Raw genomic sequence first — 26,255 nt, 5'->3', positions numbered from 1 at the left:
GCGCAGGGAGGAAGTTCGAGCCGTGCAGGGCTGGTTCATCGTCATCATCGCGATCGCCTATGTGACGTTGCTGTTCGTCATCGCCAGTCTGGGCGACCGCCGCTCGACTTCAGCCGGGCCTGGCCGCGCCCGGCCCTTCATCTATGCGCTCAGCCTCGCCATCTACTGCACCTCCTGGACCTTCTTCGGCTCGGTCGGGCTGTCCTCCGAGCGCGGCCTCGAGTTCCTCGGCATCTATATCGGACCGGTGCTGGTGTTTGTGTTCGGCTTTCCGCTGCTGCAGCGCATCGTCAGGCTGGCCAAGACCGAGAAGATCACCTCGATCGCCGACTTTCTCGGCGCCCGCTACGGCAAGAGTTTTGCTGTCGCGGCGATCGCCACACTGATCGCGACCATCGGCGCGGTGCCCTATATGGCGCTGCAATTGAAGGCGATCTCCGGCTCGGTCAGCCTGATGGTCGAGCACTATACCGGCTCGCCGCCGTCGTTCGATCCGTTCGTCAGCGACATCTCGCTGGTCGTGGCCATGCTGCTGGCGCTGTTTGCGGTGCTGTTCGGCACGCGCCATGCCGATGCCACCGAGCACCAGGACGGGCTGGTGCTGGCGGTGGCGGTCGAGACCGTGGTCAAGCTCGCCGCCTTCCTGGCGATCGGCCTGATGGTCACGTTCCTGATCTTCGGCGGGCCAGGCGATATGTTCGACCAGCTCGCCGAAAACACGCAGGTGCGCCAGGCGATGGGCTACAACACCTCGCTCGCTACCTGGCTGGTGCTGACATGCCTGAGCGGCTTTGCCATCCTCATGCTGCCGCGCCAGTTCTACGTCACCATCGTCGAAAACCGCAGCGAGGCCGAGCTGCGCACCGCGACATGGGTGTTTCCGCTCTATCTGGTGGCAATCAACCTGTTCGTGCTGCCGATCGCGCTGGCCGGCCTGGAACTGGTCGGCCCCAGGACCAGCAGCGACCTTTACGTGCTGTCGCTGCCGCTGTTCAGCGGCCACGACGTGCTGGCCATGGCCGCCTTCATCGGCGGGCTGTCGGCGGCGACCGCAATGGTGATCGTCGAAAGCGTCGCGCTGTCGATCATGATCTCCAACGACCTGGTCATTCCGCTGTTCGTGCGCCGGCTGCTGCGGACCACGACATCCGAGAACGAGGACTGGTCGACGCTCATCCTCAATGTACGGCGGGCGGCGATCTTCATCATGCTGTTCATCGCCTTTCTCTACTACCGCGAGAGCACCAACAGCGCGCGGCTGTCCTCGATTGGCCTGATGTCGTTCGCCGCGATCGCGCAGTTCGCGCCGGCAATGATCGGCGGCCTCGTCTGGCGCGGCGCCAACGGAAGGGGTGCCGCACTTGGCATGGTCGCCGGCATCGTCGTCTGGAGCTATACGCTGCTGCTTCCCTCGCTCGTCGCGCCCGATACCGGCATCCTCGTCCACGGCCTGTTCGGCTTCGATGCATTGCGGCCGCAGGCTCTTTTCGGCACCGTCGCCGAGCCGCTGAACCATGGCGTGCTGTGGAGCCTGTCGATCAACGCGCTGTTTTTTGTGTTCGGCTCGCTGTCGCGCGCCTCAGTGCCGCTGGAACGCATCCAGGCATCGATCTTCGTGCCGCGCGAGACGGGGCCGCTGCCGAGCCTGCGCCGCTTCCGCACCACCATAACCGTCAACGACCTCAAGGACACGATCGCGCGCTATCTCGGTGTCGAACGCACCGAGCGGTCATTCCAGTCATTCGAAAAGAGCAGCGGCACTTCACTGCACGGCAACGAACAGGCCAGCATGGATGTCATCCGCTTCTCCGAGCAGCTTCTGGCCAGTGCCGTCGGCTCCTCTTCGGCGCGGCTGATCCTGTCGCTGCTGCTGCGCCGCAACGACCGCGAATCCAAGGACGCCTTCCGCCTGCTCGATGACGCCACCGAGGCGCTGCAGCACAATCGCGATCTGCTGCAGATCGCACTCGACCAGATGGAACAGGGCATCACTGTCTTCGACCGCGATTTCCGGTTGATTTGCTGGAACCGCCAGTACCGGGCGCTGTTCGACCTGCCCGACGAGATGGGCCAGGTCGGCGTCTCACTCGATCGTTTCCTGCGCCACCTTGCCGAGCGCGGTGACATACCGGCAGACCAGCGCGTCACCATGCTCAACCGCCTGACCAGCTTCGTCAGCCCATGGCAGATGGAGCTGAAGACAAGCGGGCGCATCCTGGAATTGCGCTCCAATCCGATGCCGGACGGCGGCATCGTCGCCACCTACGCCGACATTTCCGGACGTGTCGAGCAGGATCTGGCGCTTAAGCGCGCCAACGAATCCCTGGAACAGCGGGTGAAGAGCCGCACCGCCGAGCTCACCCGCGTCAACGAGGAGCTGGCGCAGGCGCAGATGCTGGCCGAGGAGGCCAATCTCGGCAAGACCCGCTTCCTCGCTGCCGCCGGCCACGACATCCTGCAGCCGCTGAACGCCGCCCGCCTCTATTGCTCGTCGCTGATCGAGAAGACCGGCAAGGGACCTGCCGGCAAGGCGGCGATGAACATCGAATCGTCGCTGGAATCGGTCGAGACCATCCTCGGCGCGGTGCTCGACATTTCGCGCCTCGATGCCGGCGCGATGAAGCCGGACGATACGAGCTTCGGCCTCGACGGGCTGCTGCGCCAGATCGGCAACGACTTCCGGCCGCTTGCCGCCGAAAAGAAGCTCGAACTCTCGATCATGCCGTCGTCGCTCAGCGTCATGACGGACCGCAATCTGCTGCGCCGGCTGATCCAGAACCTGGTTTCCAACGCCATCAAGTATACGCGCCGTGGCCGCATCCTGGTCGGCGCGCGGCGGCGCGGCGAACTGGCCGAGATCCAGGTTATCGACACCGGCATCGGCATTGCCGGCGACCAGCTGAACACCGTGTTTCGCGAATTCACCCGGCTGGACGAGGGCGCACGCGAGGCGGAAGGCCTCGGCCTTGGGCTCTCCATTGTCGACCGCATCGCCCGCGTCCTGCGCCTCGAAATCCGGATCTTCTCCAACCCAGGCAAGGGCACACGCTTTTCCGTGTTGCTGCCGGTGGTGGCCGTGCAGGCACCGCGGCGCGAGGCCGAGGCGAAGCCGCCTGCCCGTGCCGCGACCTCGCTTGCCGGGCTCCATGTGCTCTGCATCGACAACGACGCCCGCATCCTCGACGGCATGCGGCTGCTGCTCGAGGGCTGGGGCTGCAGCGTCGACACGCTTTCCGGCGCGGAGGATCTCGAGAGGTCCGGCATGCATCGGCCGGACATCGTGCTTGCCGACTATCATCTCGACGACAAGACCGGCCTCGAATTGATCGCCCAGTTGCGTGCGATCCATGGCGAGGACCTGCCGGCCGTGCTGGTCACCGCCGACCGCTCCAGCGAGGTTCGCGCCGCTGCCGGCAGGCTGGACGTGCCGGTGATCAGCAAACCACTGAAACCGGCGATGCTGCGCTCGATGATGGCCAGGGTCAGGCCGCTGGCGCCGGCGGCCGAATAGGAATCAGCCGGCCGTCTGCAGCGGGTCGCTGCCGATTTTGGACAAAAGGATCACCGCCTGAGTGCGGCTGTCGACGCCGAGCTTCTGCAGGATGGCCGAGACATGCGCTTTGATCGTTGCTTCGGAGACCCCGAGCTCATAGGCGATCTGCTTGTTGAGCAGTCCCTCAGCCAGCATGCCGAGCACGCGCGTCTGCTGTGGGGTCAGCGCCTGCAGCCGCTTGATCAGGTCGGAAATCTCGGGATCGCGCTCGACACCGAGATCGACCCCGGCGGGTGCCGCGATATCACCTGCGAGCACCGACTGCACCGCATTGCGGATGTCCTCCATGCTGGCCGATTTGGAGATGAAGCCGGAGGCGCCGAGATCGAGCGCGCGCCGGATCGTCACCGGATCGTCATGCGCCGAGACCACCATCATCGGCACCGCCGGATGGATGCCGCGCAGCGAAATCAGGCCGGAAAGACCGCTTGCCCCCGGCATCGAGAGATCGAGCAGCACCAGATCGACATCCTCATTGGCCAGGACCAGCGCCTTGGCGCTTTCGAAATCGCCGGCCTCATGAATGGCGGCAACGTCTCCGATGCCCGCGAGAGCCTCCCTCAATGCACCGCGAAAAAGCGGGTGATCATCGGCAATGACGAATGTGTAGCCCAACGGTGATATCCCTCCCCGAATCCCGTTGGCGATTTTCCGCCTTGCAGGATCTGAACGATCATAACACTACGCCTGCTGTTCGGGTGGGCGGCTTGCTATTCCCGCCCCAGGTCTTTTTGCGAATTGCCTAGGTCTTTTGCGAATTGGGCTTGGCGCTGTCTTCGTCCTTGTCCATGTCCTTGACGATGTCCATGAAGCTGCGCAGGAAGCGCTCCATGTAGCCCATCGTCTTGTTGAAATCCTCCTCGCTGGGCAAAGTCGATTCGAAACGCGCGGCAAGCGAATTTTCGAGCTTGGCGACGCGTTCGTCGAGCGCCTTCACCGAATTTTGCAGCCGGTCGACCTCATCTTGTAGGGCGGCACGTTCGTCGGCCGCCGTCTTGCAGACGAGTTGGCCGGAGCGTTCCTCGCAGAGCGACATGGCGCCGGTTTGCGTATCCATGCGGACATAGCCATTGGCCGATTTCTCCAACCGGTAGCGATCGGCTTCCTCGGAAAAGGCCGACGCCGCGACAAGCGACACCAGTGCTGCGGGGATCAAGACGTGTTTCAGACGCATGTTTTCCTCCATGAGCCAGTCAGCGCAATCTATCACAGTTTGCGCCTGAAATGGGGATGAACCTGAAATGGGGAAGAACACGGGCCTGCCCTTCCCCGCGTGGTCGGTTCGGACTATAGCGCAACGATGTCCGAGATCATCTACAAGATAGTTCCCGAGGCGCTGTGGCGCGAGGCTGAAAGAGAAGGCGGCTTCACCGGCGCGCCGATCGACGTCGCCGACGGCTTCATCCATTTTTCCACCGCCGGGCAGGTTCGGGAAACGGCGGCCAAACATTTCGCCGGCCAAAGCCGGTTGCTGCTGGTCGCCGTCGATAGCGCGCGCCTCGGCGATGCGCTGAAATATGAGGTCTCGCGCGGCGGCGCCCTGTTCCCGCATCTCTATGGCGGGCTCGGCCTCGATGCGGTCGTTTCGGTGCAGGCATTGCCGCTCGGCGCTGACGGCCGGCATGAATTCCCGGCGCTGGAGGCCGAATGAGCGCGTTCGACCGGATCGGCCAGAAACTGCTGTTCACGCTCGATCCGGAAACCGCGCATGGGCTGTCGATTGCCGCGCTGAGATGCGGGCTGCCGGTCGCCGGTCGTCCGCCGCAGGACAACAGGTTAAAGGTCAGCCGTTGCGGGCTCGATTTCCCGAACCCGCTCGGCATGGCCGCGGGTTACGACAAGAATGCCGAAGTGCCGGACGCGCTGCTCGGCCTCGGCTTCGGCTTCGCCGAGGTCGGCACGATCACGCCGCTGCCGCAGACGGGCAATCCGAAGCCGCGCATCTTCCGGCTGCCTTCGGACGGGGCAGTGATCAACCGGCTGGGCTTCAACAATGAGGGCCACGCCGCCGCGGAGAAGCGCCTTGCCGCCCGAAAAGGCCGCCCCGGCATCGTCGGGATCAACATCGGCGCCAACAAGGACAGCGCCGACCGCGTCAGTGATTATGAGCGCGGCGTGATCCGATTCGCGCGATACGCCGGCTATCTGACAATTAATATCTCCTCGCCGAACACGCCGGGCCTGCGCAACATGCAGGCGCGCGAACAGCTTGGCGAGCTCCTGTCGCGGGTCATGGCCGCGCGTGCGGCGGCACCGGCAAAACCGCCCGTGTTCCTCAAGATCGCGCCGGATCTGGTCGAGGCCGAGCTTGAGGACATCGCTGCCGAGATCAGCGACAAGCAAATGGACGGCGTCATCGTCTCCAACACAACGATCGCGCGAGCCGGCCTGAGCAGCGCCGGCCTTGCCGGCGAGACCGGCGGGCTTTCGGGGAAACCCTTGTTCGAGCGCTCGACTATCGTGCTGGCAAGGATGCGAAAACTGCTTGGCCCGGATCCCACTATCATCGGCGTCGGCGGCGTCGATTCCGCCGAGACGGCGCTGGAAAAGATCCGTGCCGGCGCCGATCTCGTCCAGCTCTATACCGGCATGATCTATGCCGGGCCCGCGCTGCCGGGGCGCATTCTTTCCGGCATGGCCCGTTTCATGGACAGTCAACGGCTGAAGTCGCTGCGCGAGCTTCGCGACAGCCGCCTCGATCACTGGGCGGCGAAACCGCTTTAGCGATCAGTTAAAGGCTGTGCGCACCCGCAGCCGCAATATGGCGAGCAGGCTGAAGCCGCGTACCAGCAGGAAGACATGCAACGCCGCCCACAAGCCGTGATTGCCGAATGCCGGCGCCAGAATCAGCAGCGCGGCGCTGAACGACAGGAACGACACCAGCATCATGTTGCGCATGTCGCGCGACCATGTTGCGCCGATGAAAATCCCGTCCATCTCGAAAGCCAGCGCGCCGCTGAGCGCGGTGAACGCCGCCCAGGGCAGGTAGATGTCGGCAATGGCGCGGACGTCCGTCGAGGTCGTGATCAGGGCGATCAGATCCGTGCCCTCCAGCAGGAAGAAGAGTGTCGCCGCGCCGGCCAGACCGAATCCCCAAAGCAGCGTCAGCCGCACCGCCTGGTTAAAGGCGGTGGCGGCGCGCGCTCCGATGGCGCGGCCGGCGAGCTGCTCGGCGGCAGTGGCGAAACCGTCGAGGAAATAGCCGGCAACCAGGAAGAGGTTCATCAGCACGGCGTTGGCGGCCAGCGTCAGCGTGCCGAACTGCGCGCCCTGGCGCGTGAACAGCGCGAAGGCGGCGAGCAGCGAGAAGGAGCGGATCATGATATCGCGGTTGAGCGACATCATGCGCAGGAATGCCGGCAGATCGAGGACGCGGTGGCGCGGCAGCCTGGGTGCCGCCCGGAAGCGCCGGCCGACGATGGCGAGACCCAGCAGCATGGCGACGAATTCGCCGGTGACCGTTGCCCAGGCAACGCCGGCAACGCCCCAGCCGAGCTCCAGGCCAAGCAGGAAGCAGAGGGCGATGTTGATGCCGTTCAGTATCAACTGCAGCATCAGCCCGAGCCCGCCCTCGCCGCGCCCAAGCACGTAACCGAGGATGGCGTAATTGATCAGCGAGAACGGTGCTGCGAGCATCCTGATGCGGATATAGACGTCCATCGCCGCGCTGACGCGCGGTTCGGCGCCTATGAACCATTGCCCGGCGGTGGAGACCAGCGGCGCAAGCGCGGCAAGCACGACGCCGGCGACGACCGCGATCAGCACGGCGCGCCAGAACACCGCCTGCTCCTCCAGCGCATCGCCGCGCCCGAAGGCCTGGGCGACGAGGCCGGTGGTGCCGGAGCGCAGGAAGTTGAAGGTCGTGAAAACGACGTCGAAGATCAGGGCGCCGGCCGCCAGGCCGCCGAGAAGGGCGGCGTCGCCGAACTGCCCAACCACCGCCGTGTCGACAATTCCGAGCAACGGTGTCGTCAGATAGGCAAGCGTCATCGGCACGGCGATGGCGAGCACCGAGCGGTTGGTGACGACAAAGGCCCTGGCTTCGGTGGCGTGGACTTCGGTGGGCAAAGCCTGCTCCAAACGCGTGTTGCTTTCCGTTGCGGCTTGATCGGCCAGCCGATGTGCCCCAGTTTGCGGACCTCGCGCAACCATCCACCCCGTTACGGTCAACCGAAACCCGCCTCTGGCGCACCGGCCGCCCCATGCCCTTGCAGATCGTTCATCATCCCGACTACGACGCCGGCTTCGCCGTCAACCACCGCTTCCCGATGAGCAAATATCCGCTGCTGATGGACGCCTTGCGGGCACGCGGCCTGGCACGTCCCGAAGCGCTCAACATGCCGGAGGCGGCGCGGCCATCATGGCTGAAGCTTGCCCACGCGGTCGACTATGTCGACCAGGTGCTTGCCTGCGAAGTGCCGGTGGCGATCGAGCGCGAGATCGGCTTTCCCGTGGGACCGCGGGTTTCGCTGAGGGCGCAGCTCGCAACGGCCGGCACGGTGCTGGCAGCGCGGCTGGCGTTGCTGAACGGCATCGCCTGCAACACCGCCGGCGGCAGCCATCATGCACGGCGCGCGCAAGGCGCCGGCTTCTGCACCTTCAACGACGTAGCCGTTGCCGCGCTGGTGCTGCTCGCCGAAGCTGCTGTCCAAAACATCCTGGTCGTCGACCTCGACGTGCATCAGGGCGACGGCACGGCGGATATCCTGAACGACGAGCCGCGCGTGTTTACCTTCTCCATGCATGGCGACCGCAACTAGCCCGCACGCAAGATCGCCTCCAATCTCGATGTCGCCCTGCCCGACGGTGCCGGCGATGCAGCCTATCTGGAGCGGCTGGACGCCATCCTGCCGGAGCTGTCGGCGCGAAGGCGCTGGGACCTCGCCTTCTACAATGCCGGCGTCGATGTCCATGTCGAGGACCGGCTCGGCAGGTTGTCGCTCACGGATGACGGGCTGCGCGCCCGCGACGATATGGTGATCCGCCATTTCCGCATGCTTGGCATACCGGTATGCGGAGTTATCGGCGGAGGCTATTCGACGGATGTCGCAGCACTTGCTGCACGGCACGCCATCCTGTTCGAGGTGGCGGCGGGCTACGCCTGAAAATTCATTTCCGGTAGTTAGCGATCCTGAGCAGGATGAAGGCCGGCACGACGATCGCGGCACCGAGCAGGATGTAGCCGAGAAAGCGGTCGATGGCGTGGAAGCCCAAATTCCACAGGTCGATGAAGAATTTGCGAATGCCATAAAGCACATCCATCGGCGACCAGCCGAAGGCATTCATGACCAGCCCGACGAGGAACGACACCACAAGCAGCTTCAGGATCACCCGGAGCGGCGTATCGCCGAGAAAGCGGTTCAGTGCGGACAAGCCTGTCTCCACAGTCGGGTGCCGCGATTCGGGCACATGCCTAGAAATACGCAGTTGATAGCCCTGCATCAAGCCGAGCCCTCAAACCGGATTGCGCATCGGCGCCGGGCCATGATATCGGAGGAACCAGCGCGGGTATGATGTAATGGTAGCTTGTCAGCTTCCCAAGCTGAACGCGCGGGTTCGATTCCCGCTACCCGCTCCAGCTTTTGCCCCGGCATTGCACTTGTTCTGGCCAAGCTGAAAACCAGCGGATTTATAGGCAGTTTTACGGCCAGGGCTGGCCGTCTTTCATCTGTTTGGCCGATGTGCCAGTTCGTGGAATATCTCACATTGAGGGTCGGCGGGGCCTCGAATGACCCCAACCGGAAAGTCTACCCTTGGTCCGCTGGCTTCTGCTGGCGGGCCTTTTTTGAGCATCAGGCAGTAGTGGCCGACGTGCATCGGCGCCGCTGCTGGCGGGCCTGTCTGGTCGTCTGGCCGGCCACGGGATGCGCCCGCTACCCGCTCCAACCCTCAGCCCACCTCTCGCAAAATAAAATCGTGCAGCATCTTGGCTGCCGGTGACAGCGCGCGGTTCTTCACCGTGATCAGGCTGTAGGGCCTGACCTCGATGTCGAATTCAGTCTGGACGACATCGATAGCGCCGGCCAGGCCTTCGGGGTTCTGGATGAACTTCGCGACCTGGATCGACACCGGCGCGATGGCGTCGGATTGCGCGACCATGACCAGAGTCAATAGCAGCGAGCTGGTGTTGAGGATGCGGTCCGGCAGCGCGATGTTTCGGTTCAGGAAGTTACTCTCCATCGCCTGGCGCAGCGGCGAGCCGCCCGACTGGAAAACCCAATCATAGGCGGCGGTGTCTTCCAGCCGCACCGCCTTGCCCTTGGTCAGCGGGTGGCCGCGGCGCACGATCAGGCAGGCTTTCTCGACGCCGATGACGCGCGCTTCGAACAGCCGCGGATTGAGGTCGTCGGGGATGCGGGCGATGATGAAATCGTGGCGCGAGGCGATCAGCTCGCGCGCCAGCACGTTCGAGGTCTCGACCTGCATGGTGATTTCGATGCGCGGATAGAGGCGCCGGATCTCGCGGATCGCCGGCACCGCCAGCTCGATCGCCGGCGCCGTGACTGCGCCCAGGAACACCGAGCCGCCTTTGCCCGCCTTGAGCTCGAATATCTCGCGGTCGACCTCGCGCATCTCGAGCAGGATCGATCGCGCGCGCCGTGCCAATGCCTTGCCATAGGGCGTCAGCGTGATGCCGCGCGGCAGCCTTTCGCAGAGCTTGACGTCGAGCACGGCCTCCATCTCGGCGATCATGCGCGAAGCGGCCGGCTGCGAGATGTTCATGACCTGGGCCGCGGCACTCACCCGGCCGTGCTCGTCGAGGGCTGCGATCATGCGCATGTGACGCAGGCTCAAGCCGCTGCGCAGCAAGGTTCCGCCATCACCCGGGATTTCATCGTAACTGGCTGATATTCCGTCAGGATTTCGCAGCGCCGCCATGATTCTTCCCTACTCTTACGCCCGGCGCCCTGGCTGGATCCGGCAGCGTCGTCACTAGCCTAAGCCATATCAGTCTCGATATAGCAACCATCAAAGATCGCATTTGACAGTTATGGCAAAGCGACACACCCTTCGCGCGTCCTGAGGCTTGACGGTCGGTGACGAGGGGGAAACTCGTATCGATTGAAACCAGAGTCTTGGGGCCGATTGGGAGGATACCGGAGATCGATTGACGGCAGCGGCGCGTTTGGCGCTCCTGCACGATTGCGCGGCCCACGAAACCCAAGGGTACGCGTCCATCAACCAGGGAGAGTTAATGTGAAGATTATCAAGACACTGGCCGCCGTCGCGGCCCTAGGCATCGCGGCCATGACGCTGCCGGCGCAGGCGGGCGAAGGCCTGATCGGCGTGCTGATGCCCACCAAGACCTCGCAGCGCTGGATCAACGACGGTGACGCCGTCAAGTCCCAGCTCGAGGCTCTGGGCTACACTGTCGACCTGCAGTACGCGCAGGACGACATTCCGAACCAGCTCAGCCAGCTGGAAAACGAAATCACCAAGGGCCCGAAGGCGCTGATCATCGCTTCGATCGACGGCACCACGATGGGCGATGCGTTGCAGAAGGCGAATGACGCCGGCGTTGTCGTCGTCGCTTACGACCGCCTGATCAAGAAGACGCCAAATGTCGACTACTACACCACCTTCGACAATTTCGGCGTCGGCGTCATCCAGGCCAAATCGCTTCTCAAGGGTCTCGGTTATCCCGAGAAGAAGGGCCCGTTCAACATCGAGCTGTTCGGCGGTTCGCCGGACGACAACAATGCGTTCTTCTTCTATAACGGCGCCATGTCGGTTCTTCAGCCGCTGATCGACGACAAGACCCTCGTCGTGAAGTCCGGCCAGATGGGCATGGACAAGGTCGGCACGCTGCGCTGGCTGGCGGCAACCGCCCAGGCCCGCATGGACAATCTGCTCTCCGCCAACTACTCGGACGGCAGCCGCGTCGATGGCGTGCTCTCGCCCTATGACGGCCTGTCGCGCGGCATCATCGCTTCGCTGCGCGCCGTAGGCTACGGCACCGCCGATCAGCCATGGCCGATCGTCACCGGACAGGACGCCGAGACCGCTTCGGTCAAGGCGATCATCGCCGGCGAACAGTATTCGACGGTGTTCAAGGACACCCGCGAACTCGCCAAGGCGACGGTCGAACTCGTCGACAAGGTGCTCTCGGGCGGCAAGCCGGAAGGCCTCGACACCACGACCTACAACAACGACGTCAAGGTCGTTCCCTCGATCCTGTTGACACCGCACGACGTCGACAAGTCGAACTATCAGGCCCTGGTGGTCGACTCCGGCTACATCAAGGCCGAAGAGCTGAAGTAATCGCGGTTACAAAGCCTGGGGTCCTGCGCAGGCAGGGCCCCTTTTCGTTGGCGAGCCAGCCCGGTATTGTTTGCGGACCTCGCAGGAGTGGTATTCTCAATGGCATCGACGATTTTGGAGATGCGCGACATCACCAAGACGTTTCCCGGCGTCAAGGCGCTGTCGAACGTTAAGCTCATGGTCGAGGAAGGCGATATCCATGCCGTGGTCGGCGAGAACGGCGCCGGCAAGTCGACGCTGATGAAGGTGCTGTCGGGTGTGTATCCGTCCGGCACCTATGACGGCCAGATCATCTATCGCGGCGATGAGTGCCATTTCAAAGGCATCCATGACAGCGAGCGCAAGGGCATCGTCATCATCCACCAGGAGCTTGCGCTGGTGCCGATGCTGTCGATCGCCGAAAACATCTTTCTCGGCAACGAGCACGCCAGATACGGCGTCATCGACTGGAATGCCAATGAGGCGCGCACCAGCGCCCTGCTCAAGAAGGTCGGCCTCAAGGAAGACCCCAACACGCTGATCACCAATATCGGCGTCGGCAAGCAGCAGCTGGTCGAGATCGCCAAGGCGCTCAGCAAGGAAGTGAAGTTGCTCATTCTCGACGAGCCGACCGCGAGCCTGTCCGAAAAGGACAGCCAGGCGCTGCTCGATCTGCTGCTCGAATTCAAGCGGCAAGGCATCACTTCGATCCTGATCTCGCACAAGCTCAACGAGGTGAACCGGGTCGCCGACAAGGTCACCATCATCCGTGACGGGCGGACCATCGAGACGCTGGCCAAGAAGGACATCTCGGAGGACCGCATCATTACCTCGATGGTCGGCCGTTCGCTCGACGACCGCTATCCGCCGCGCGAGCCGAAGATCGGCGAGACCGTTCTGGAAGTGAAAAACTGGTCGGTCTACCACCCCATCCATGCCGAGCGGCAGGTCATCAAGGGTATCAATCTCAACGCCCGCAAAGGCGAAGTGGTCGGCATTGCCGGGCTCATGGGCGCCGGCCGGACCGAGTTTGCCATGAGCCTGTTCGGCCGGTCCTATGGCCGTCGCATCACCGGCGAGGTGTTCCTCAACGGCAAGCCGATCGACGTCTCTTCGGTGAGCAAGGCGGTGGAACACGGCATCGCCTACGTTACCGAGGACCGCAAGACCTACGGTCTCAACCTGATCGACCACATCAAGCACAACATCACGCTGGCCAACTTGCCCGGCGTGTCGCGCCACGGCGTGATCGACGATTTGCGCGAGCTTTCGGTCGCCAACGATTATCGCGGCAGGACCAATATCCGCGCCTCGAGCGTCTACCAGATGACCGGCAACCTTTCTGGCGGCAATCAGCAGAAGGTGGTGCTGTCGAAATGGCTGTTCGCCAATCCGGAAGTGCTGATCCTCGACGAGCCGACACGCGGTATCGATGTCGGCGCCAAGTATGAAATCTATACGATCATCGCGCGTCTCGCCTCCGAGGGTAAGGCAATCATCGTCATCTCGTCGGAAATGCCCGAACTGCTCGGCATCACCGACCGCATCTACGTCATGAACGAAGGACGCATCGTCGGCGAAATGGCGGCAAGCGACGCCAGCCAGGAAAAGATAATGCGCGCCATCGTCCGCGGAGAAGGAAAAGCATCATGAGCACCGAAAGCGCTCCCGGGCCGCAGACCGGCGTTGCCCAGGATCTACAACAGGGACCTCGCATTGCCGTCTCGGCGCTGGTCACCAACCTGCGCGAATACGGGTTGGTGCTGGCGTTGATCGCAATCATGGTGTTCTTCCAGTTCACCACGTCCGGAACGCTGTTCAAGCCGGTGAACCTCAGCAATCTCGTGCAGCAGAACAGCTTCATCATCGTGATGGCGCTGGGCATGCTTCTGGTGATCGTTTCGGGTCACATCGATCTCAGCGTCGGCTCCGTCGCCGGCTTCATCGGCGCACTGGCGGCGATGATGATGGTCATCTGGCCGCTTGGCCCATTGAGCAATCCGCTGGTGGTGTCGATCATCTGCCTGATCGTCGGTGGTGCGATCGGCGCGGCACAAGGCTACTGGATTGCCTATCACCGAATACCGAGCTTTATCGTCACGCTGGCGGGCATGCTGATCTTCCGCGGCATCTGCCAGGCGCTGCTGGGTGGCGGGTCTTCCGTAGGGCCGCTTCCCGTCGGCTTCAAGGCGCTCAGTTCCGGCTTCATTCCGGACCTGATCGGCCCATTGACGCTGATACCGCCAACCGTGAACGCCGCCGGCAAAACCATTGTCGGCAGCGGCCTGACGCTGCACCTGACGACGATCGTGATCGGCCTCGTCGCCGTGCTCGCCTATGCCTATTTCGGGCTCAGGGCTCGGCGCACCCGCGAGAAGCATGGCTACGAAGCCGAGCCCTTCTCGCTGTTCGTCGTCAAGACCCTGGTGATCAGCGCGCTGGCGCTGTTTCTCGTCTACCAATTCGCCACCTATAGGGGCCTCCCCATCGTTCTCATGGTGATGGGCGTGCTGATCGCGTTGTTCGTCTTCGTTACCAAACGCATGACGATCGGCCGTCGCATCTATGCAATGGGCGGCAATGCCAAGGCAGCCCAGCTATCGGGCATCAAGACCGAACGGCTGACGTTGATGGTGTTCATCAATATGGGCGTGCTGTCGGCACTCGGCGGTCTAATTATCGCAGCGCGCCTGGGGCAGGCTGTGCCGGCGGCCGGCCTCGGCAGCGAGCTCGACGTCATCGCCGCGGTGTTCATCGGTGGCGCTTCGGCGATGGGCGGCGTCGGCCAGGTCATCGGCGCGGTGGTCGGCGGCTTCATCATGGGCGTCATGAACAACGGCATGTCGATCATGGGCGTCAATGTCGACTGGCAGCAGGTGGTCAAAGGCCTGGTGCTGCTCGGCGCCGTCGTCTTCGACGTCTACAACAAGAACAAGGCTTGAGAGGCAACCAGGAGGCATACGGGTCACATCGCGGCGCTGCCGGGCGGCGCAAAGAAGTCCCCCGAGGGACCTGATCCGCGAGCGCAATCCGGACGAAGAATTTCAACCGAGGCGCGGACAGGGTCCGGGCCGCGCAGGGCAGGGTTTGCCAAGAAAGGCACGCCAAGCCCACAATTCAGAGAGGGTTACCATGCTGATCTCACAAATCTTCGACGACGCCGAGACGATCCGCGTCGTTGCCCGCAGCGGCGGCAAGACCCGCGTCATCAACGGCGCCCGCAGCGTCTATTCGCTGGCGATGGAAGCCGCGCGTACCGGCAGCGGGCTTGTCGCCCTGATCGAGCGCAAGGGCTTCGGCGAAACCGTCGATCTCGACGCAGCCTACAAGAAGGGCCGGCTGCTGTCGCCGATCAACCATCCCGATCCGGCGCATCTCCATCTCACCGGTACCGGGCTGACGCATCTCGGCTCCGCCGCGACCCGCGATTCCATGCACAAGAAGCTCAGCACGGACGGCGAGGAACAGCTGACCGATTCCATGAAGATGTTCCGCATGGGGCTTGAGGGCGGCAAGCCGGCGAAGGGCCAGACCGGCGTGCAGCCGGAATGGTTCTACAAGGGCAACGGCACCATGGCGGTGGCGCCCGGTGCGGCGCTTATGTCGCCGGCCTTCGCCCAGGATGCCGGCGAGGAGCCGGAAATCGCCGGGATCTATGTGATCGGCGACGACGGCGCCCCGTTCCGTGTCGGCTTCACCCTGTCGAACGAGTTTTCCGACCACGTCACCGAGCGTGTGAACTATCTCTTCCTCGCCCATTCCAAGCTGCGCAACGCTTCGTTCGGCCCGGAGATCCTGATCGGCGACCTGCCGTCCGACATCCGCGGCGCTTCACGCATCCTACGCGACGGCAAGCTGCTTTGGGAAAAGCCGTTCCTGTCGGGCGAGGCGAACATGTCGCACACCATTGGCAATCTCGAGCATCATCACTTCAAATACTCGGCCTTCCGCCAGCCGGGTGACGTGCATGTACACATGTTCGGCACGGCGACGCTGTCCTTCGCCGACGGCATCAGGACCGAGGCCGGTGACGTATTCGAAATCGAGGCGCAGGATTTCGGCCTGCCTCTGCGCAACCCGCTTGAAATCGAGCAGCCGGTGAAGGTGGCGGTGAAGGCGTTGTAAACTGGTGACATAATTCAGGGGCGAGAAATGAACGGCCTGCGGATTGGCACTGTGTTCGTAAGTTTAGTCCTGTTCCTCGCCTATTTCTCCCCAGCGGCTTACAGCGCCGGACAATGCAGCGCAAGATCCTATCGCGAAGCCCGAATGTCGATGACTGACCGGCTTCTGGCCACCGGCTATTCGAAATCGCAAGTGAGCTTTCTGATGCGCAACGCGGATCGCATGACGTCCGCACTCCGCGCTGACAGACTGAACGACAATGGCAGAGCCTGCGGTATCGACTCCGCCAGAGCCCATGTGCTGGGATGTCTCGGCAAGCAGTTGTTCCCCTTGCAGTCCAGCTCAAGCGCCTCACTTGACGACGAGAAGCAAACCAGAGGTTTTTGGGGGAAGAAGCGATTGGCAGTGCGAGAACTGCTCTTTGTCGGTCAGTTTCATGGCTGCCTTGGCGCCGCGAAAGAATATCTGTTTCGCGGCTGATGGCCTGCGAACAAGATCAGCGGGCGACGCGGAAATGCTTGGACAGTTTCAGGCCCTGCGCCTGATAGTTCGAGCCTAGATCTGTGCCGTAGAGCGCCTGCGGCCGTTTCAGCATGTGCTCGTAGACCAACCGTCCGACGATCTGGCCGTGATCGAGGATGAACGGCACTTCGTGGCTGCGCACCTCGAGCACCGCCCGGCTGCCGGTGCCGCCCGACGCCGAATGGCCGAAACCCGGGTCGAAGAAACCGGCATAATGGACGCGGAACTCGCCGACCAGCGGGTCGAAAGGCGTCATTTCGGCGGCGTAGAGTGGCGGCACATGCACCGCCTCGCGCGACACCAGAATATAGAATTCGTCCGGATCGAGCACCAGCTCGCCGGCACCGCTCTTGTAGAGCGGCTCCCAGAAATCGACGACATCCTGCGCGGCGCGCTTGTCGACGTCGACCAGGCCGGTGTGGTGCTTGCCGCGATAGCCGACAAGCCCATCCTTGTCGCCGTCGAGGTCGATCGACAGCGCGATGCCGCCGCCTGAGATGTTGGGTGGTTCGGTGGCGACCAGCATCTCGGCGCGGTGCAACTCGTGCAGCTCGCTTTCTGACAAGAGCGCATTGCCGGTGCGGAACCTGATCTGTGACAGCCGCGAGCCGGTGCGCACGACGATCGGGAAAGTGCGCGGGCTGACCTCCAGATAGAGCGGACCTTCATAGCCTGCGGCGATCTTGTCGAACTCGTGGCCACGGTCGGTCATTACCCGGGTGAAGATATCGAGCCGTCCGGTCGAGCTTTTCGGGTTGGCCGAGGCGGAAATATGCGCGGGCAGCGCCAGGCTTTCGAGCAGCGGCACGATGTAGACGCAGCCGGTTTCCAGCACGGCACCTTCGGCGAGGTTGATCTCGTGCAGCTTCAGCCGGTCGAGCTTGTTGACAACCCTGTAGTCCGGGCCGGGCAAGAAGGAAGCACGCACCCGCCAGGCCTTGTCGCCGAGCCTGAGGTCAAGGCTGGCCGGCTGGATCTGATCGGAATCGAGCGTGCGCGGCGATTTCAGCGCGCCCGTCTGGAACAGCGCGGAAATATCCTGATCGGGAAGAATGCCTGTCTGCCGCAAGGGTCTGGCTCCGTTCGAACGCCGGGCGAGGTCTTGTTCTGTCGCAGGTCCGACCGTGGACGCCTTTGGCACCTGCTTGGTACAACCCTCTTAATCATGCCGGCAATTGACGCAAGCGTGGCGCGGGTCTAAAGCTCGTTATCCCGTGGTGATTTGGCCGGTCGGCTTGCAGCCACGTTAAACAAGTCGCTAAAGGACCGTCGGGCCGCAAGGCCATATGGACCGGTTGCGACTTTCGCGACCGGTTTTTTGTTGTTTGGACCAATTTTGGTGTTTGGATGGAATGATGACCAAGAAGCGCGACTGGAAGCCTCAGACCGCACTCGTGCATGCCGGGACGCTGCGTTCCGGCTTCGGCGAGACCTCCGAGGCGATGTATCTCACCCAAGGCTATGTCTACGAGACGGCGCAAGCGGCGGAGGCCCGCTTCAAGGGCGAGGAGCCGGGCTTCATCTATTCGCGCTATGCCAATCCGACGGTCGACATGTTTGAGAAACGCATGTGCGCGCTGGAAGGAGCCGAGGACGCGCGCGCCACGGCATCCGGCATGGCGGCGGTGACGGCAGCACTGCTGTGCAGCGCCAAGGCGGGCGACCATATCGTCGCGGCGCGCGCGCTGTTCGGCTCCTGCCGCTGGGTGGTCGAGACGCTGGCGCCGAAATACGGCATTGAGGCAACGCTGGTCGACGGCACCGACATCGCCAATTGGGAAAAGGCGGTCAAGCCGAACACCAAACTGTTCTTTCTGGAAAGCCCGACCAATCCGACGCTGGAGGTGATCGACATCGCCGCCGTCGCGGCACTTGCCAATTCGATCGGCGCCAGGCTGATCGTCGACAATGTCTTCGCTACGCCCTTGCAGCAGAAACCCCTGCAGCTCGGCGCCCACATCGTCGTCTATTCGGCCACGAAGCATATTGACGGCCAGGGGCGCTGTCTTGGCGGCATCGTTCTGTCGGACAAGAAATGGATCGACGAGAACCTGCATGACTATTTCCGCCACACCGGCCCAAGCCTCTCGCCCTTCAATGCCTGGACGCTGCTGAAAGGCCTGGAGACGCTGCCGCTACGCGTACGCCAGCAAACGGAAAGTGCCGGCCGCATCGCGGATTTCCTCGCCGAGCGCCCGCAAATCGCCCGTGTCATCTATCCTGGCCGTGCCGACCACCCGCAAGCGGCGGTGGTCAAGAAGCAGATGTCGGGTGGCTCGACGCTGATTTGCCTCGATGTGAAGGGCGGCAAGCAGGCGGCCTTTGCCTTCCAGAACGCACTCGACGTCGTGCTGATTTCCAACAATCTCGGCGACGCCAAGAGCCTGATCACCCATCCGGCGACGACGACGCACAAGAACTTGACCGATGAGGCCCGCGCCGAGCTCGGCATCGGACCGGGAACGCTCAGGCTGTCAGTTGGCCTTGAGGACGCCGACGACCTGCTCGAAGACATCGAGCAGGCACTGAGAGTTGCCGGATAAGGGCTGGCCGAATAGAGGCGAGCGGGGACGCGCCGATCAGGCGCCGGACGGGGTCTCTTCCAGCTCCGCGACGGGCTTGGTCTGGATAGTCATCACATTGCCGCGCCAGTCGACGGCGCCGCTCAGCCATCCGCGCGCCCAAATGGCGGGAAGCATCAGGTCTCGCGCCATCATCGCCAGGATGGTGCGCAGCGACAGGTGCCATCCCTTGGCCGAGGCCAAGGCGCATTCCGGCAGGTAGGCCGCGACCAGCACGGCGATGGCGGTTGCCGGCAGGCTGACGCCGGCGTCAGCCGCCGCGATCAGCGCAAGCACCAGCGGCGGCGCTGCGCCGATCAGGATCTCGGGGGCGAAGAACAGCGCGAAGGTGACGCGGCGCAGCCGCGCCCAACGCGCCTGCCGCGACCAGATCTCGCCAAACGTGCGCCGGCCGAGCGGCTGTTCAAAGGGCGAGGCGACAAGATTGACCCGCAGTCCGAGCCCGTTGACCAGCTTGGTCGCGGCGGCGTCTTCGGCGATCTCGGCAGCAAGCGCGCAGATGCCGCCATTGGCGTCGAGCATCGGCTTATTCCACAACATGCTCTTGCCCTGCGCGAAGCCGAGGCCGAGCGCCTCTCCGGCGTACTGCCAGCGTGCCTGCAGCGTGTTGAGAAAGGCGCATTCGACCTCCCCCCAGAAGCCGTCCGGCCGCGAGCCGATCGGCGTCGAGCAGACGAGGCCGGTGTCGTGCCGCCACGCCGCCATCAGGTGCTGGACGTAGTCGCTCGGCATAAGCACGTTGGAATCGGCAAGGATGACCCAGCTATAATGCGCCGCTTCCCAACCCTTAACGCAATTGTTGAGTTTTGGATTGCCGCTGATGCGGTCGTCACCGACTAGAAGGCGGGCGCGAATAGCTGGAAAGCGCGCCATTGCGGCGGTGATCGGCTTGACCACCGGGTCGTCGGCATGGGCAACGCAGAAGATGAGTTCGTAGCGCGGCCAGTCGAGTGAGAAGGCGCGCTCCAGCGTCTCTTCGGCAAACGGCTCTACGCCGCGCGCCGGGATGACGATCGATACCGGCGGCGCGTTGGCCGCGGGCGGTGCGATCCTGCCTGGTCGCTTCAGCTTCAGCGAAGCTAACAGGATGCTGGCGAGATTTGAAAGAAGGAGGGCTATGGAAAGGAGGGCGGCTGCGAATGTCGGTTCCATCGAGATCTGGTCACTCCAGAAGTGCCGGCCGCATGACGGCCGTTTTCAACAATTCGACAGAACGCTGAGTCGCCCGGCACAAGCCTGCACACCATCATTGTCATGTGTCACTTAAATGACATTGTTTTTCGGCACCTGCGCTCGAGTCGGGCAAGGAGATGACGCGCATCGTTGATCAAACTGCGCTGAGCGTCGAAGTTCCATCTACATTGCTTTGGAGTAGTTTATGTACAGCGCCGTCACCCGCAACATCGAAGTGCAGGTCAGGCCGTTCTATCTGGAGGATCACTCCGACCCGCCGCAAAACCGCTATGTCTGGGGATATCAGGTGACCATCGACAATCAGTCGGATGAGTTCGTGCAGCTTCTGTCGCGCTACTGGCACATTACCGACGGCACCGGCAAGGTCGAGGAAGTGCGCGGCCCCGGGGTCGTCGGCGAGCAACCCGGACTCAACCCCGGCGACAGCTATCAGTATACGTCTGGATGCCCGCTCTCGACGCCGTCCGGCATCATGGTCGGGCACTACACCATGCGCAACAAGCGGGGCGAGACGTTCGACGTCGCCATCCCCGCCTTCTCGCTCGACTTGCCGGGAATGCGGCGCACCGTCAATTGACGGCCGTCATCCGGCCGCTGCAAACTCCGCCGGGTCGAAGTCATATTGCTTCGAGCAGAATTCGCAGGCGACGTGAATGCTGCCATCCTCGGTGCTGTCCCTGATCTCCTCGGCGGAAAAGCCTTCGAGGATGCCGTGGATCTTTTCCCTCGAGCATGAGCACTGGTCGGCGACCGGCACCCCGCCGAACACGCGGACGCCATGCTCGTGGAAAAGCCGGTAAAGCAGCCGTTCGGCGCCGATCGTCGGATCGATCAGCTCGGTCGGTTCAATAGTACCAAGCAGCGCCAGCAGCTCCTGCCAGGAATTGTCGGTCGGGTCGTGGATTTCCTCACGCGGATCGCCGTCGCCACCGGGAAGGTCGGGTACGCGCATGCGCTCCGCCGACTGCGGCAGGAATTGTGCCAGCAGGCCACCGGCCCGCCATTGCTCGCGGGCACCGCCGACGCCGGGCGTCAGAAGCTTGGCAACCAAAAGCCGGAGGTCGGTCGGAATCTGCTCCGACTGGCGGAAATAAGTGCGTGCGGCATCTTCCAGTGTGACGCCGTCGAGCTGGACGATGCCCTGGTAGCGTTGTGTGTGAGCGCCCTGGTCGATGGTCAGCGCCAGGACGCCGCTGCCGAGCAGCGTCTGCGGTGACGTCTCGCCGGCAGAAGTCAAAGCCTGCAGCCGGTCGGCATCGAAGCGGGCATAAGCGCGCAGCGCGTGCGGCGTGGAGAAATCCGCGACCAGCATGTCGACCGGCCCGTCGGTGCGGGTCTGCAGAATGAACTTGCCCTCGAACTTCAGCGAAGTTCCGAGCAATACCGTCAACACACAGGCTTCAGCCAGGAGCCGGGCGACCGGCTCGGGATAGTCGTGGCGGCTGAGAATAGCATCGAGCATCGGCCCGAGCTGGACGGTGCGACCGCGCACGTCGAGCGGGCCGACCTCGAACGGCACGACATGGTCGTCGCCGGCGTAGCCGAATTCGCCGAGCTTGGGTTTATGTTCAGCCAATTGATGAGTTTCCAACATGACAAAGCTCCGGGGCGCGGCGATGCCGCCCTCCGGGGCGCATGCGACGAGACGCGCTCGATTTGCGTGATGCGCCTGAGATAGGCACCACCAACTCGCGGATCAAGGCGGCCCAGATCAAGGCGGCGCAGATCAGGCCGGCCCGGATCACCGCGGCTCGTATCAAGCGCCCAGGCACCAGGCCAAGACCGCCTTCTGGGCATGGAGCCGGTTCTCGGCCTCATCGAACACCACCGAATGCGGTCCGTCGATGACCTCGTCGGTAACCTCCTCACCGCGATGCGCCGGTAGACAGTGCATGAACAGCGCGTCCGGCTTGGCTTTCGCCATCAGTGCCGCATTGACCTGATATGGCAGGAAGACATTGTGGCCGCGGGCACGGTGCTCCTGGCCCATCGACACCCAGCAGTCGGTGACGATGCAGTCGGCCTCGTGAACGGCCTCCTCGGGCGAACGGGTGAATTTCAGCTTGCCGCCATTGGCTTTCGACCAGTCGACATGCTTCTGGGCCGGTTCGCTGCCCTCCGGCACGGCGACGTTCAGCTTGAAATGGAACCGCGCGGATGCCTCCAGCAGCGAATGCAGCACGTTGTTGCCGTCGCCGGTCCAGGCGATCGTTTTACCGGCCACCGGACCGCGGTGCTCTTCGAAGGTCATGATGTCGGCCATCAGCTGGCAGGGATGGGTCTCGTCGGTCAGCCCGTTGATGACGGGGACCGTAGCGTTTTCCGTCAGTTCCAACAGCCGGTCATGCGAGGTGGTGCGGATCATGATGGCATCGACATAGCGCGACAGCACCTTGGCCGTGTCGGCAATGGTCTCCGAGCGGCCAAGCTGCATCTCGGTGCCGGTCAGCATGATCGTCTCGCCACCCAACTGCCGCATACCGACGTCGAACGACACGCGCGTGCGCGTCGACGGCTTGTCGAAGATCATCGCCAGCACCTTGCCTTCGAGCGGCTTGCTGCGTTCGCCGGCCTTGAGCCTTGCCTTTCGCACCGCTGCGTCGTCGAGCATGAAGCGCAGATCGCCTTCGGAAACGGCGGAAAGATCGGTGAAATGGCGAAGGGACATCAGGAATTCCAGGATTACTTCGCGGCGGCAGCGACGATGGCATCTGCCAGGCTCTTGGCGCCGGCACGAATGCGCTCGAGCGCTTCGTGGATCTCGGCGTCGGTGACGGTGAAAGGCGGTAGCAGGCGGATAACGTTGTCGCCGGCCGGAACCGTCAAGAGATGCTGGTCACGCAGTGCCACCGTGACCTTAGTGTTGGGCATCGCGCATTTAAGCCCGAGCATCAGCCCGGTGCCCCTGATGCTTTCGATAACATCCGGAAATTCGTCGGCGACGCCAGCGAGCCCCTGCTTCAACAGCAGTGCCTTGCGCCGGACGTCTTCGAGAAAGCCGTCTTCCAGCACCACGTCGAGCACGGCGTTGCCGACCGCCATTGCCAGCGGATTGCCGCCGAAGGTGGTGCCGTGCACGCCGGCGGTCATGCCGACCGCTGCCTCGTCGGTGGCGAGGCAGGCACCCATCGGGAAGCCGCCGCCGATGCCTTTGGCCACCGCCATGAGGTCGGGTGTGACACCCGCCCACTCATGCGCGAACAGCTTTCCGGTGCGGCCGACGCCGCATTGGACCTCGTCGAAAATCAGGAGCAGTCCGTGCTGATCGCAGAGCTGCCTGAGCCGCTTCAGCGATTGCGTCGGCACTTGCCTGATGCCGCCCTCGCCTTGCACCGGCTCGATCAGGATCGCCGCGGTTTCAGGCGTGATCGCCTTCTCGGCGGCATCCATATCGTCGAAACCGACCTGGTCGAAGCCGTCGACCTTGGGGCCGAAACCTTCCAGATACTTGTACTGGCCGCCGGCGGCGATGGTCGCCAGGGTGCGGCCGTGGAAGGCGCCTTCGAAGGTGATTGTGCGGTAGCGCTCGGGATGGCCCTTGACGAAGTGGTAGCGCCGCGCCGTCTTGATGGCGCATTCGAGCGCCTCTGCGCCGGAATTGGTGAAGAACACCTTGTCGGCGAAGCTTGCGTCGGCCAGCCGCTCGCCGAGCCGGCTCTGTCCCGGAATCTCGTACAGATTGGAGACGTGCCAGAGCTTGGCGGCCTGCTCGGTGAGGGCCGCGACCAGATGCGGATGGCTGTAGCCCAACGAATTCACGGCGATGCCGCCGGCGAAATCGAGATATCGCTCGCCCTTGTCGGTGACCAGCCAGGTGCCTTCACCATGGTCGAAAGCCAGGGGTGCGCGAACAAAGGTCTCGAAAAGCGCCGAACCGCTCATTATATGCGTCTCCGGAACCGGAAAAATCAAAAAGCCGCCAAAGCGGCGGCCCTTGTGGCTTATCGTGTTTTTCGGCCGTGAAGTCAACGAAAAGGTCGCGCAAGGTCGCGCGGCAAGCCCCCCAGCATAACGCCGGCTCATAAGCGACCGGGCAAGTTGGGGAAAACCGAAAAAACCGATTCGTGTTGGCCTTGGGACTCTTGTCACCGAGTCAGCGCATAAGGTAATTGTAGTAGAGAAATAACTAGATTTCGTGCGGCGGACCTAATCACCCGATATATGTGGTGTCTGCCCGGCAGAAGCCGGGTCGGGAATGGATTCCGATTGCCGCACGTTTCAGCAGGAGCGCGGTCTCATGAACTGGACTGACGAGCGAGTCGAACTTCTCAGAAAATTGTGGTCGGAGGGCCTCAGCGCCAGCCAGATCGCCGCACAGCTTGGCGGGGTCAGCCGCAATGCGGTCATCGGCAAAGTGCACCGGCTGAAACTGTCCGGTCGCGGACGCACGACCGCCTCACCGGCACGCCAGAAGAAGACGGTGCAGGGATCGACGATCCAGAAATCGGTGTCCCGGGCAGCAAGCGCCACACGCCATGCCACCACCTCGATGTCGATCGGTGCGACCGCGCTCAAGGCGCAGTTCGATGCCGAACCGGTGGCGCGCCACTATATCCGCCCGGTCGAGAACGTCGTGGTGCCGATCTCGCGGCATCTGCAACTTGTCGAACTCAACGAGCGCACTTGCAAATGGCCGAACGGCGATCCGCTTTCGGAAGACTTCCATTTCTGCGGCAACGACGCCGCCGAAACCGGCCCCTACTGCAAGTACCACGCCCGTGTGGCGTTCCAGCCGGCATCGGAGCGGCGGCGGAGCAGATAGTTAGGGGAATAGGGGAGTAAGGCAGTACGGCAGTAGGTGAATTGTAGAGAAGCGCGCTCCCGAAGCGATAGCCTACTGCCCTACTGCCCTACTGCCCTACTGCCCTACTGCCCTACTGCCCTACTGCCCTACTGCCCTACTGCCCTACTGCCCTCGCTTCAAAGCCACCCATTCTTGCGAAACCGCCAGTAAAGAAACGTGCAGATCAGGGCAATTGCCGCCAGGACGGCCGGGTAGCCATATTCCATCCTCAGTTCCGGCATGTCGCTGAAATTCATGCCGTAAATGCCGGCGAATGCCGTCGGCACGGCCAAGATTGCGGCCCATGAGGCAAGCTTCTTGGAGATCGCCGTCTCCTGGCTTTGACCGACCAGAAGGCTCGCCTCGAAGGCGAAGGCGAGAACCTCACGCAGGCTGTCGATCTTTTCCTGGACAGTGCGGATGTGGTCGGTGACGTCGCGAAACAGCGGGTGCATGGCTGTGTGGATTTGCGGCAGATCGGCGCTGGTGAGCCGCCGGCAGACCTCCACCAGCGGCAGGGCCGCATTACGCAGGCGCAAGAGATCGCGGCGCAGCATATAAAGCCGTTCGATATCGGAGCCGGTCATCGGTTTCAGCAGAACCTTGTCCTCGATCGCCTCGACCTCGTTTTCGATCTGCTCAAGCACCGGCATATAGTTGTCGACGATGAAGTCGAGAATGGCGTAGAGGACGAAATCCTCGCCCTTGGCAAGGGAATGTGGGCAGCTTTCCCAATGCTGGCGAACGGCGGCGTAGGAGGTCGACGGGCCATGCCTGACGCTGACAATGTAGCCCGCGCCGACGAACAGATGCGTCTCGCCGAAGGTGACGCGGCTGTCGATCAGCTGCGCCGTGCGGGCAACGATGAACAGGGCATCACCATATTGCTCGATCTTCGGTCGCTGGTGCGGATGCTCGGCGTCCTCGATCGCCAGCTCATGCAGATGGAATTGCGCCTGGACGCGCAGCAACAAATTGCGGTCGGGCTCCAGCAGTCCGATCCAGACCACGTGGCCCGGCTTCCCGGCCCATTCGCCGGCTTCCTCGATCGGAATGTCGGCGATGCGCCGCCCAGCCGTATAGACGCCGCAAGCGATTATACCCGACATCGGCGGCGCAGGAGCAAACTCGCGGACGTATTCCATCGCAGCCTCCTGAAGGCGGGGCCTTCATCGCGGAACTGAGAAGTCGGCGCGTCGAAAGCTTAGCGCAATTTTCTGTCAGGTGGCGAATCCGAAATTCGCATCAGTGCTGA

General features: G+C 63.1%; 22 protein-coding genes, 1 tRNA gene, 1 pseudogene and 1 riboswitch. Of the genes and pseudogenes, 13 read left to right on the top strand and 11 right to left on the bottom strand.

Going from position 1 to position 26,255, the window contains the following annotated elements:
* Window positions 1-22 precede the first annotated feature (22 nt).
* On the top strand, window positions 23-3,511 hold the full coding sequence (locus NKJ55_RS03420) for a PAS domain-containing hybrid sensor histidine kinase/response regulator (protein ID WP_352448654.1): 3,489 nt from the start codon (window positions 23-25) through the stop codon (window positions 3,509-3,511).
* Window positions 3,512-3,514: 3 nt separating this feature from the next.
* Here NKJ55_RS03420 and NKJ55_RS03415 read toward each other — a convergent pair whose 3' ends face one another.
* Window positions 3,515-4,177: a response regulator transcription factor gene (locus NKJ55_RS03415; RefSeq protein WP_502904448.1), complete on the bottom strand. Its 663-nt coding sequence runs from the start codon at window positions 4,175-4,177 to the stop codon at window positions 3,515-3,517.
* Between the two features lie 118 nt (window positions 4,178-4,295).
* A complete protein-coding gene (locus NKJ55_RS03410) occupies window positions 4,296-4,727 on the bottom strand; it encodes a hypothetical protein (protein WP_352448652.1) in 432 nt (143 codons plus the stop codon).
* Between the two features lie 126 nt (window positions 4,728-4,853).
* On the opposite strand from NKJ55_RS03410, the gene NKJ55_RS03405 reads away from it, so the two are divergent.
* Window positions 4,854-5,204 carry a DUF952 domain-containing protein gene (locus tag NKJ55_RS03405; RefSeq protein WP_023677366.1) on the top strand — a complete coding sequence of 117 codons (351 nt, stop codon included), beginning with the start codon at window positions 4,854-4,856 and terminating at the stop codon, window positions 5,202-5,204.
* On the top strand, window positions 5,201-6,277 hold the full coding sequence (locus NKJ55_RS03400) for a quinone-dependent dihydroorotate dehydrogenase (protein ID WP_352448651.1): 1,077 nt from the start codon (window positions 5,201-5,203) through the stop codon (window positions 6,275-6,277). The genes NKJ55_RS03405 and NKJ55_RS03400 overlap by 4 nt, the downstream gene beginning before the upstream one ends.
* 3 nt (window positions 6,278-6,280) lie before the next feature.
* Here NKJ55_RS03400 and NKJ55_RS03395 read toward each other — a convergent pair whose 3' ends face one another.
* Entirely contained in the window at window positions 6,281-7,705 is a 1,425-nt protein-coding gene (locus NKJ55_RS03395) for an MATE family efflux transporter (protein ID WP_352448683.1), read from the bottom strand.
* 50 nt (window positions 7,706-7,755) lie between these two features.
* On the opposite strand from NKJ55_RS03395, the pseudogene NKJ55_RS03390 reads away from it, so the two are divergent.
* Window positions 7,756-8,658 (top strand): annotated as a pseudogene (locus tag NKJ55_RS03390) (histone deacetylase family protein).
* Between the two features lie 4 nt (window positions 8,659-8,662).
* On the opposite strand, the gene NKJ55_RS03385 reads toward NKJ55_RS03390, so the two are convergent.
* Window positions 8,663-8,926 (bottom strand): DUF6460 domain-containing protein, encoded by a 264-nt coding sequence (locus NKJ55_RS03385; RefSeq protein WP_023677362.1) that lies wholly within the window; start codon window positions 8,924-8,926, stop codon window positions 8,663-8,665.
* A 131-nt stretch (window positions 8,927-9,057) separates the two neighbouring features.
* Between NKJ55_RS03385 and NKJ55_RS03380 the strand changes: the two genes are divergently transcribed.
* Window positions 9,058-9,131: transfer RNA gene (locus NKJ55_RS03380), tRNA-Gly, on the top strand.
* 311 nt (window positions 9,132-9,442) lie between these two features.
* Here the strand turns inward: NKJ55_RS03380 and NKJ55_RS03375 are convergent.
* Window positions 9,443-10,432 carry a LysR family transcriptional regulator gene (locus NKJ55_RS03375; RefSeq protein ID WP_352448650.1) on the bottom strand — a complete coding sequence of 330 codons (990 nt, stop codon included), beginning with the start codon at window positions 10,430-10,432 and terminating at the stop codon, window positions 9,443-9,445.
* Window positions 10,433-10,750: 318 nt separating this feature from the next.
* Here NKJ55_RS03375 and chvE point away from each other — a divergent pair, with 318 nt between their 5' ends.
* The 5 genes from chvE to NKJ55_RS03350 all read left to right on the top strand — a co-directional run bounded on the left by chvE (window position 10,751) and on the right by NKJ55_RS03350 (window position 16,399).
* Window positions 10,751-11,815 carry a multiple monosaccharide ABC transporter substrate-binding protein gene (gene chvE / locus NKJ55_RS03370; protein WP_254816339.1) on the top strand — a complete coding sequence of 355 codons (1,065 nt, stop codon included), beginning with the start codon at window positions 10,751-10,753 and terminating at the stop codon, window positions 11,813-11,815.
* A 99-nt stretch (window positions 11,816-11,914) separates the two neighbouring features.
* Complete coding sequence (gene mmsA / locus NKJ55_RS03365; protein ID WP_352448649.1) at window positions 11,915-13,447, top strand: multiple monosaccharide ABC transporter ATP-binding protein; 1,533 nt, start codon at window positions 11,915-11,917, stop codon at window positions 13,445-13,447.
* Window positions 13,444-14,736, top strand: a complete 1,293-nt coding sequence (gene mmsB / locus NKJ55_RS03360) for a multiple monosaccharide ABC transporter permease (RefSeq protein WP_292659525.1) — start codon at window positions 13,444-13,446, stop codon at window positions 14,734-14,736. The genes mmsA and mmsB overlap by 4 nt, the downstream gene beginning before the upstream one ends.
* Window positions 14,737-14,926: 190 nt before the next feature.
* Window positions 14,927-15,919, top strand: a complete 993-nt coding sequence (araD1, locus tag NKJ55_RS03355; protein ID WP_352448648.1) for an AraD1 family protein — start codon at window positions 14,927-14,929, stop codon at window positions 15,917-15,919.
* Between the two features lie 27 nt (window positions 15,920-15,946).
* On the top strand, window positions 15,947-16,399 hold the full coding sequence (locus tag NKJ55_RS03350) for a hypothetical protein (protein ID WP_023677356.1): 453 nt from the start codon (window positions 15,947-15,949) through the stop codon (window positions 16,397-16,399).
* Window positions 16,400-16,415: 16 nt separating this feature from the next.
* Here NKJ55_RS03350 and NKJ55_RS03345 read toward each other — a convergent pair whose 3' ends face one another.
* Window positions 16,416-17,510 carry a 2'-deoxycytidine 5'-triphosphate deaminase gene (locus NKJ55_RS03345; RefSeq protein ID WP_352448647.1) on the bottom strand — a complete coding sequence of 365 codons (1,095 nt, stop codon included), beginning with the start codon at window positions 17,508-17,510 and terminating at the stop codon, window positions 16,416-16,418.
* A 135-nt stretch (window positions 17,511-17,645) separates the two neighbouring features.
* A riboswitch (SAM riboswitch) is annotated at window positions 17,646-17,723 on the top strand.
* A gap of 70 nt (window positions 17,724-17,793) precedes the next feature.
* Between NKJ55_RS03345 and NKJ55_RS03340 the strand changes: the two genes are divergently transcribed.
* Entirely contained in the window at window positions 17,794-18,984 is a 1,191-nt protein-coding gene (locus NKJ55_RS03340) for an O-succinylhomoserine sulfhydrylase (protein WP_031211967.1), read from the top strand.
* A gap of 36 nt (window positions 18,985-19,020) precedes the next feature.
* On the opposite strand, the gene NKJ55_RS03335 is transcribed toward NKJ55_RS03340, so the two are convergent.
* Window positions 19,021-20,175 carry a glycosyltransferase gene (locus tag NKJ55_RS03335; RefSeq protein WP_352448646.1) on the bottom strand — a complete coding sequence of 385 codons (1,155 nt, stop codon included), beginning with the start codon at window positions 20,173-20,175 and terminating at the stop codon, window positions 19,021-19,023.
* Window positions 20,176-20,401: 226 nt separating this feature from the next.
* On the opposite strand from NKJ55_RS03335, the gene apaG reads away from it, so the two are divergent.
* Entirely contained in the window at window positions 20,402-20,794 is a 393-nt protein-coding gene (apaG, locus tag NKJ55_RS03330) for a Co2+/Mg2+ efflux facilitator ApaG/CorD (RefSeq protein ID WP_023677352.1), read from the top strand.
* 6 nt (window positions 20,795-20,800) lie between these two features.
* Here the strand turns inward: apaG and NKJ55_RS03325 are convergent, their stop codons facing one another.
* From NKJ55_RS03325 to NKJ55_RS03315, 3 genes are all read right to left on the bottom strand, one after another.
* Window positions 20,801-21,811 carry an Hsp33 family molecular chaperone gene (locus NKJ55_RS03325; protein ID WP_352448645.1) on the bottom strand — a complete coding sequence of 337 codons (1,011 nt, stop codon included), beginning with the start codon at window positions 21,809-21,811 and terminating at the stop codon, window positions 20,801-20,803.
* 162 nt (window positions 21,812-21,973) lie between these two features.
* Window positions 21,974-22,885 (bottom strand): ornithine carbamoyltransferase, encoded by a 912-nt coding sequence (gene argF / locus NKJ55_RS03320; RefSeq protein WP_254816329.1) that lies wholly within the window; start codon window positions 22,883-22,885, stop codon window positions 21,974-21,976.
* A 14-nt stretch (window positions 22,886-22,899) separates the two neighbouring features.
* Complete coding sequence (locus NKJ55_RS03315) at window positions 22,900-24,099, bottom strand: aspartate aminotransferase family protein (RefSeq protein WP_352448644.1); 1,200 nt, start codon at window positions 24,097-24,099, stop codon at window positions 22,900-22,902.
* Between the two features lie 355 nt (window positions 24,100-24,454).
* Here NKJ55_RS03315 and NKJ55_RS03310 point away from each other — a divergent pair, with 355 nt between their 5' ends.
* Entirely contained in the window at window positions 24,455-24,979 is a 525-nt protein-coding gene (locus NKJ55_RS03310; protein WP_023677348.1) for a GcrA family cell cycle regulator, read from the top strand.
* 158 nt (window positions 24,980-25,137) lie between these two features.
* On the opposite strand, the gene NKJ55_RS03305 is transcribed toward NKJ55_RS03310, so the two are convergent.
* The gene (locus tag NKJ55_RS03305) at window positions 25,138-26,145 is read right to left on the bottom strand and encodes a magnesium and cobalt transport protein CorA (RefSeq protein ID WP_023677347.1); all 1,008 of its coding nucleotides are present in this window, start codon (window positions 26,143-26,145) and stop codon (window positions 25,138-25,140) included.
* Window positions 26,146-26,255 lie beyond the last annotated feature (110 nt).

It is taken from the genome of Mesorhizobium sp. M0106 (genome assembly GCF_040322715.1).
Classification (GTDB): Bacteria; Pseudomonadota; Alphaproteobacteria; order Rhizobiales; family Rhizobiaceae; genus Mesorhizobium.
Note: the sequence above shows the minus strand (reverse complement) of the source record. Positions and strands in the feature narration are given on the sequence as shown.

Excerpts from the sequence above, each read along its gene's own strand:
- NKJ55_RS03410 (WP_352448652.1), bottom strand. The coding sequence starts at position 4,727 with ATGCGTCTGAAACACGTCTTGATCCCCGCAGCACTGGTGTCGCTTGTC.
- NKJ55_RS03405 (WP_023677366.1), top strand. The coding sequence starts at position 4,854 with ATGTCCGAGATCATCTACAAGATAGTTCCCGAGGCGCTGTGGCGCGAG.
- NKJ55_RS03400 (WP_352448651.1), top strand. The coding sequence starts at position 5,201 with ATGAGCGCGTTCGACCGGATCGGCCAGAAACTGCTGTTCACGCTCGAT.
- NKJ55_RS03395 (WP_352448683.1), bottom strand. The coding sequence starts at position 7,705 with ATGGTTGCGCGAGGTCCGCAAACTGGGGCACATCGGCTGGCCGATCAA.
- NKJ55_RS03375 (WP_352448650.1), bottom strand. The coding sequence starts at position 10,432 with ATGGCGGCGCTGCGAAATCCTGACGGAATATCAGCCAGTTACGATGAA.
- mmsA (WP_352448649.1), top strand. The coding sequence starts at position 11,915 with ATGGCATCGACGATTTTGGAGATGCGCGACATCACCAAGACGTTTCCC.
- mmsB (WP_292659525.1), top strand. The coding sequence starts at position 13,444 with ATGAGCACCGAAAGCGCTCCCGGGCCGCAGACCGGCGTTGCCCAGGAT.
- araD1 (WP_352448648.1), top strand. The coding sequence starts at position 14,927 with ATGCTGATCTCACAAATCTTCGACGACGCCGAGACGATCCGCGTCGTT.
- NKJ55_RS03350 (WP_023677356.1), top strand. The coding sequence starts at position 15,947 with ATGAACGGCCTGCGGATTGGCACTGTGTTCGTAAGTTTAGTCCTGTTC.
- NKJ55_RS03340 (WP_031211967.1), top strand. The coding sequence starts at position 17,794 with ATGATGACCAAGAAGCGCGACTGGAAGCCTCAGACCGCACTCGTGCAT.
- NKJ55_RS03335 (WP_352448646.1), bottom strand. The coding sequence starts at position 20,175 with ATGGAACCGACATTCGCAGCCGCCCTCCTTTCCATAGCCCTCCTTCTT.
- apaG (WP_023677352.1), top strand. The coding sequence starts at position 20,402 with ATGTACAGCGCCGTCACCCGCAACATCGAAGTGCAGGTCAGGCCGTTC.
- NKJ55_RS03325 (WP_352448645.1), bottom strand. The coding sequence starts at position 21,811 with ATGTTGGAAACTCATCAATTGGCTGAACATAAACCCAAGCTCGGCGAA.
- argF (WP_254816329.1), bottom strand. The coding sequence starts at position 22,885 with ATGTCCCTTCGCCATTTCACCGATCTTTCCGCCGTTTCCGAAGGCGAT.
- NKJ55_RS03315 (WP_352448644.1), bottom strand. The coding sequence starts at position 24,099 with ATGAGCGGTTCGGCGCTTTTCGAGACCTTTGTTCGCGCACCCCTGGCT.
- NKJ55_RS03310 (WP_023677348.1), top strand. The coding sequence starts at position 24,455 with ATGAACTGGACTGACGAGCGAGTCGAACTTCTCAGAAAATTGTGGTCG.
- NKJ55_RS03305 (WP_023677347.1), bottom strand. The coding sequence starts at position 26,145 with ATGGAATACGTCCGCGAGTTTGCTCCTGCGCCGCCGATGTCGGGTATA.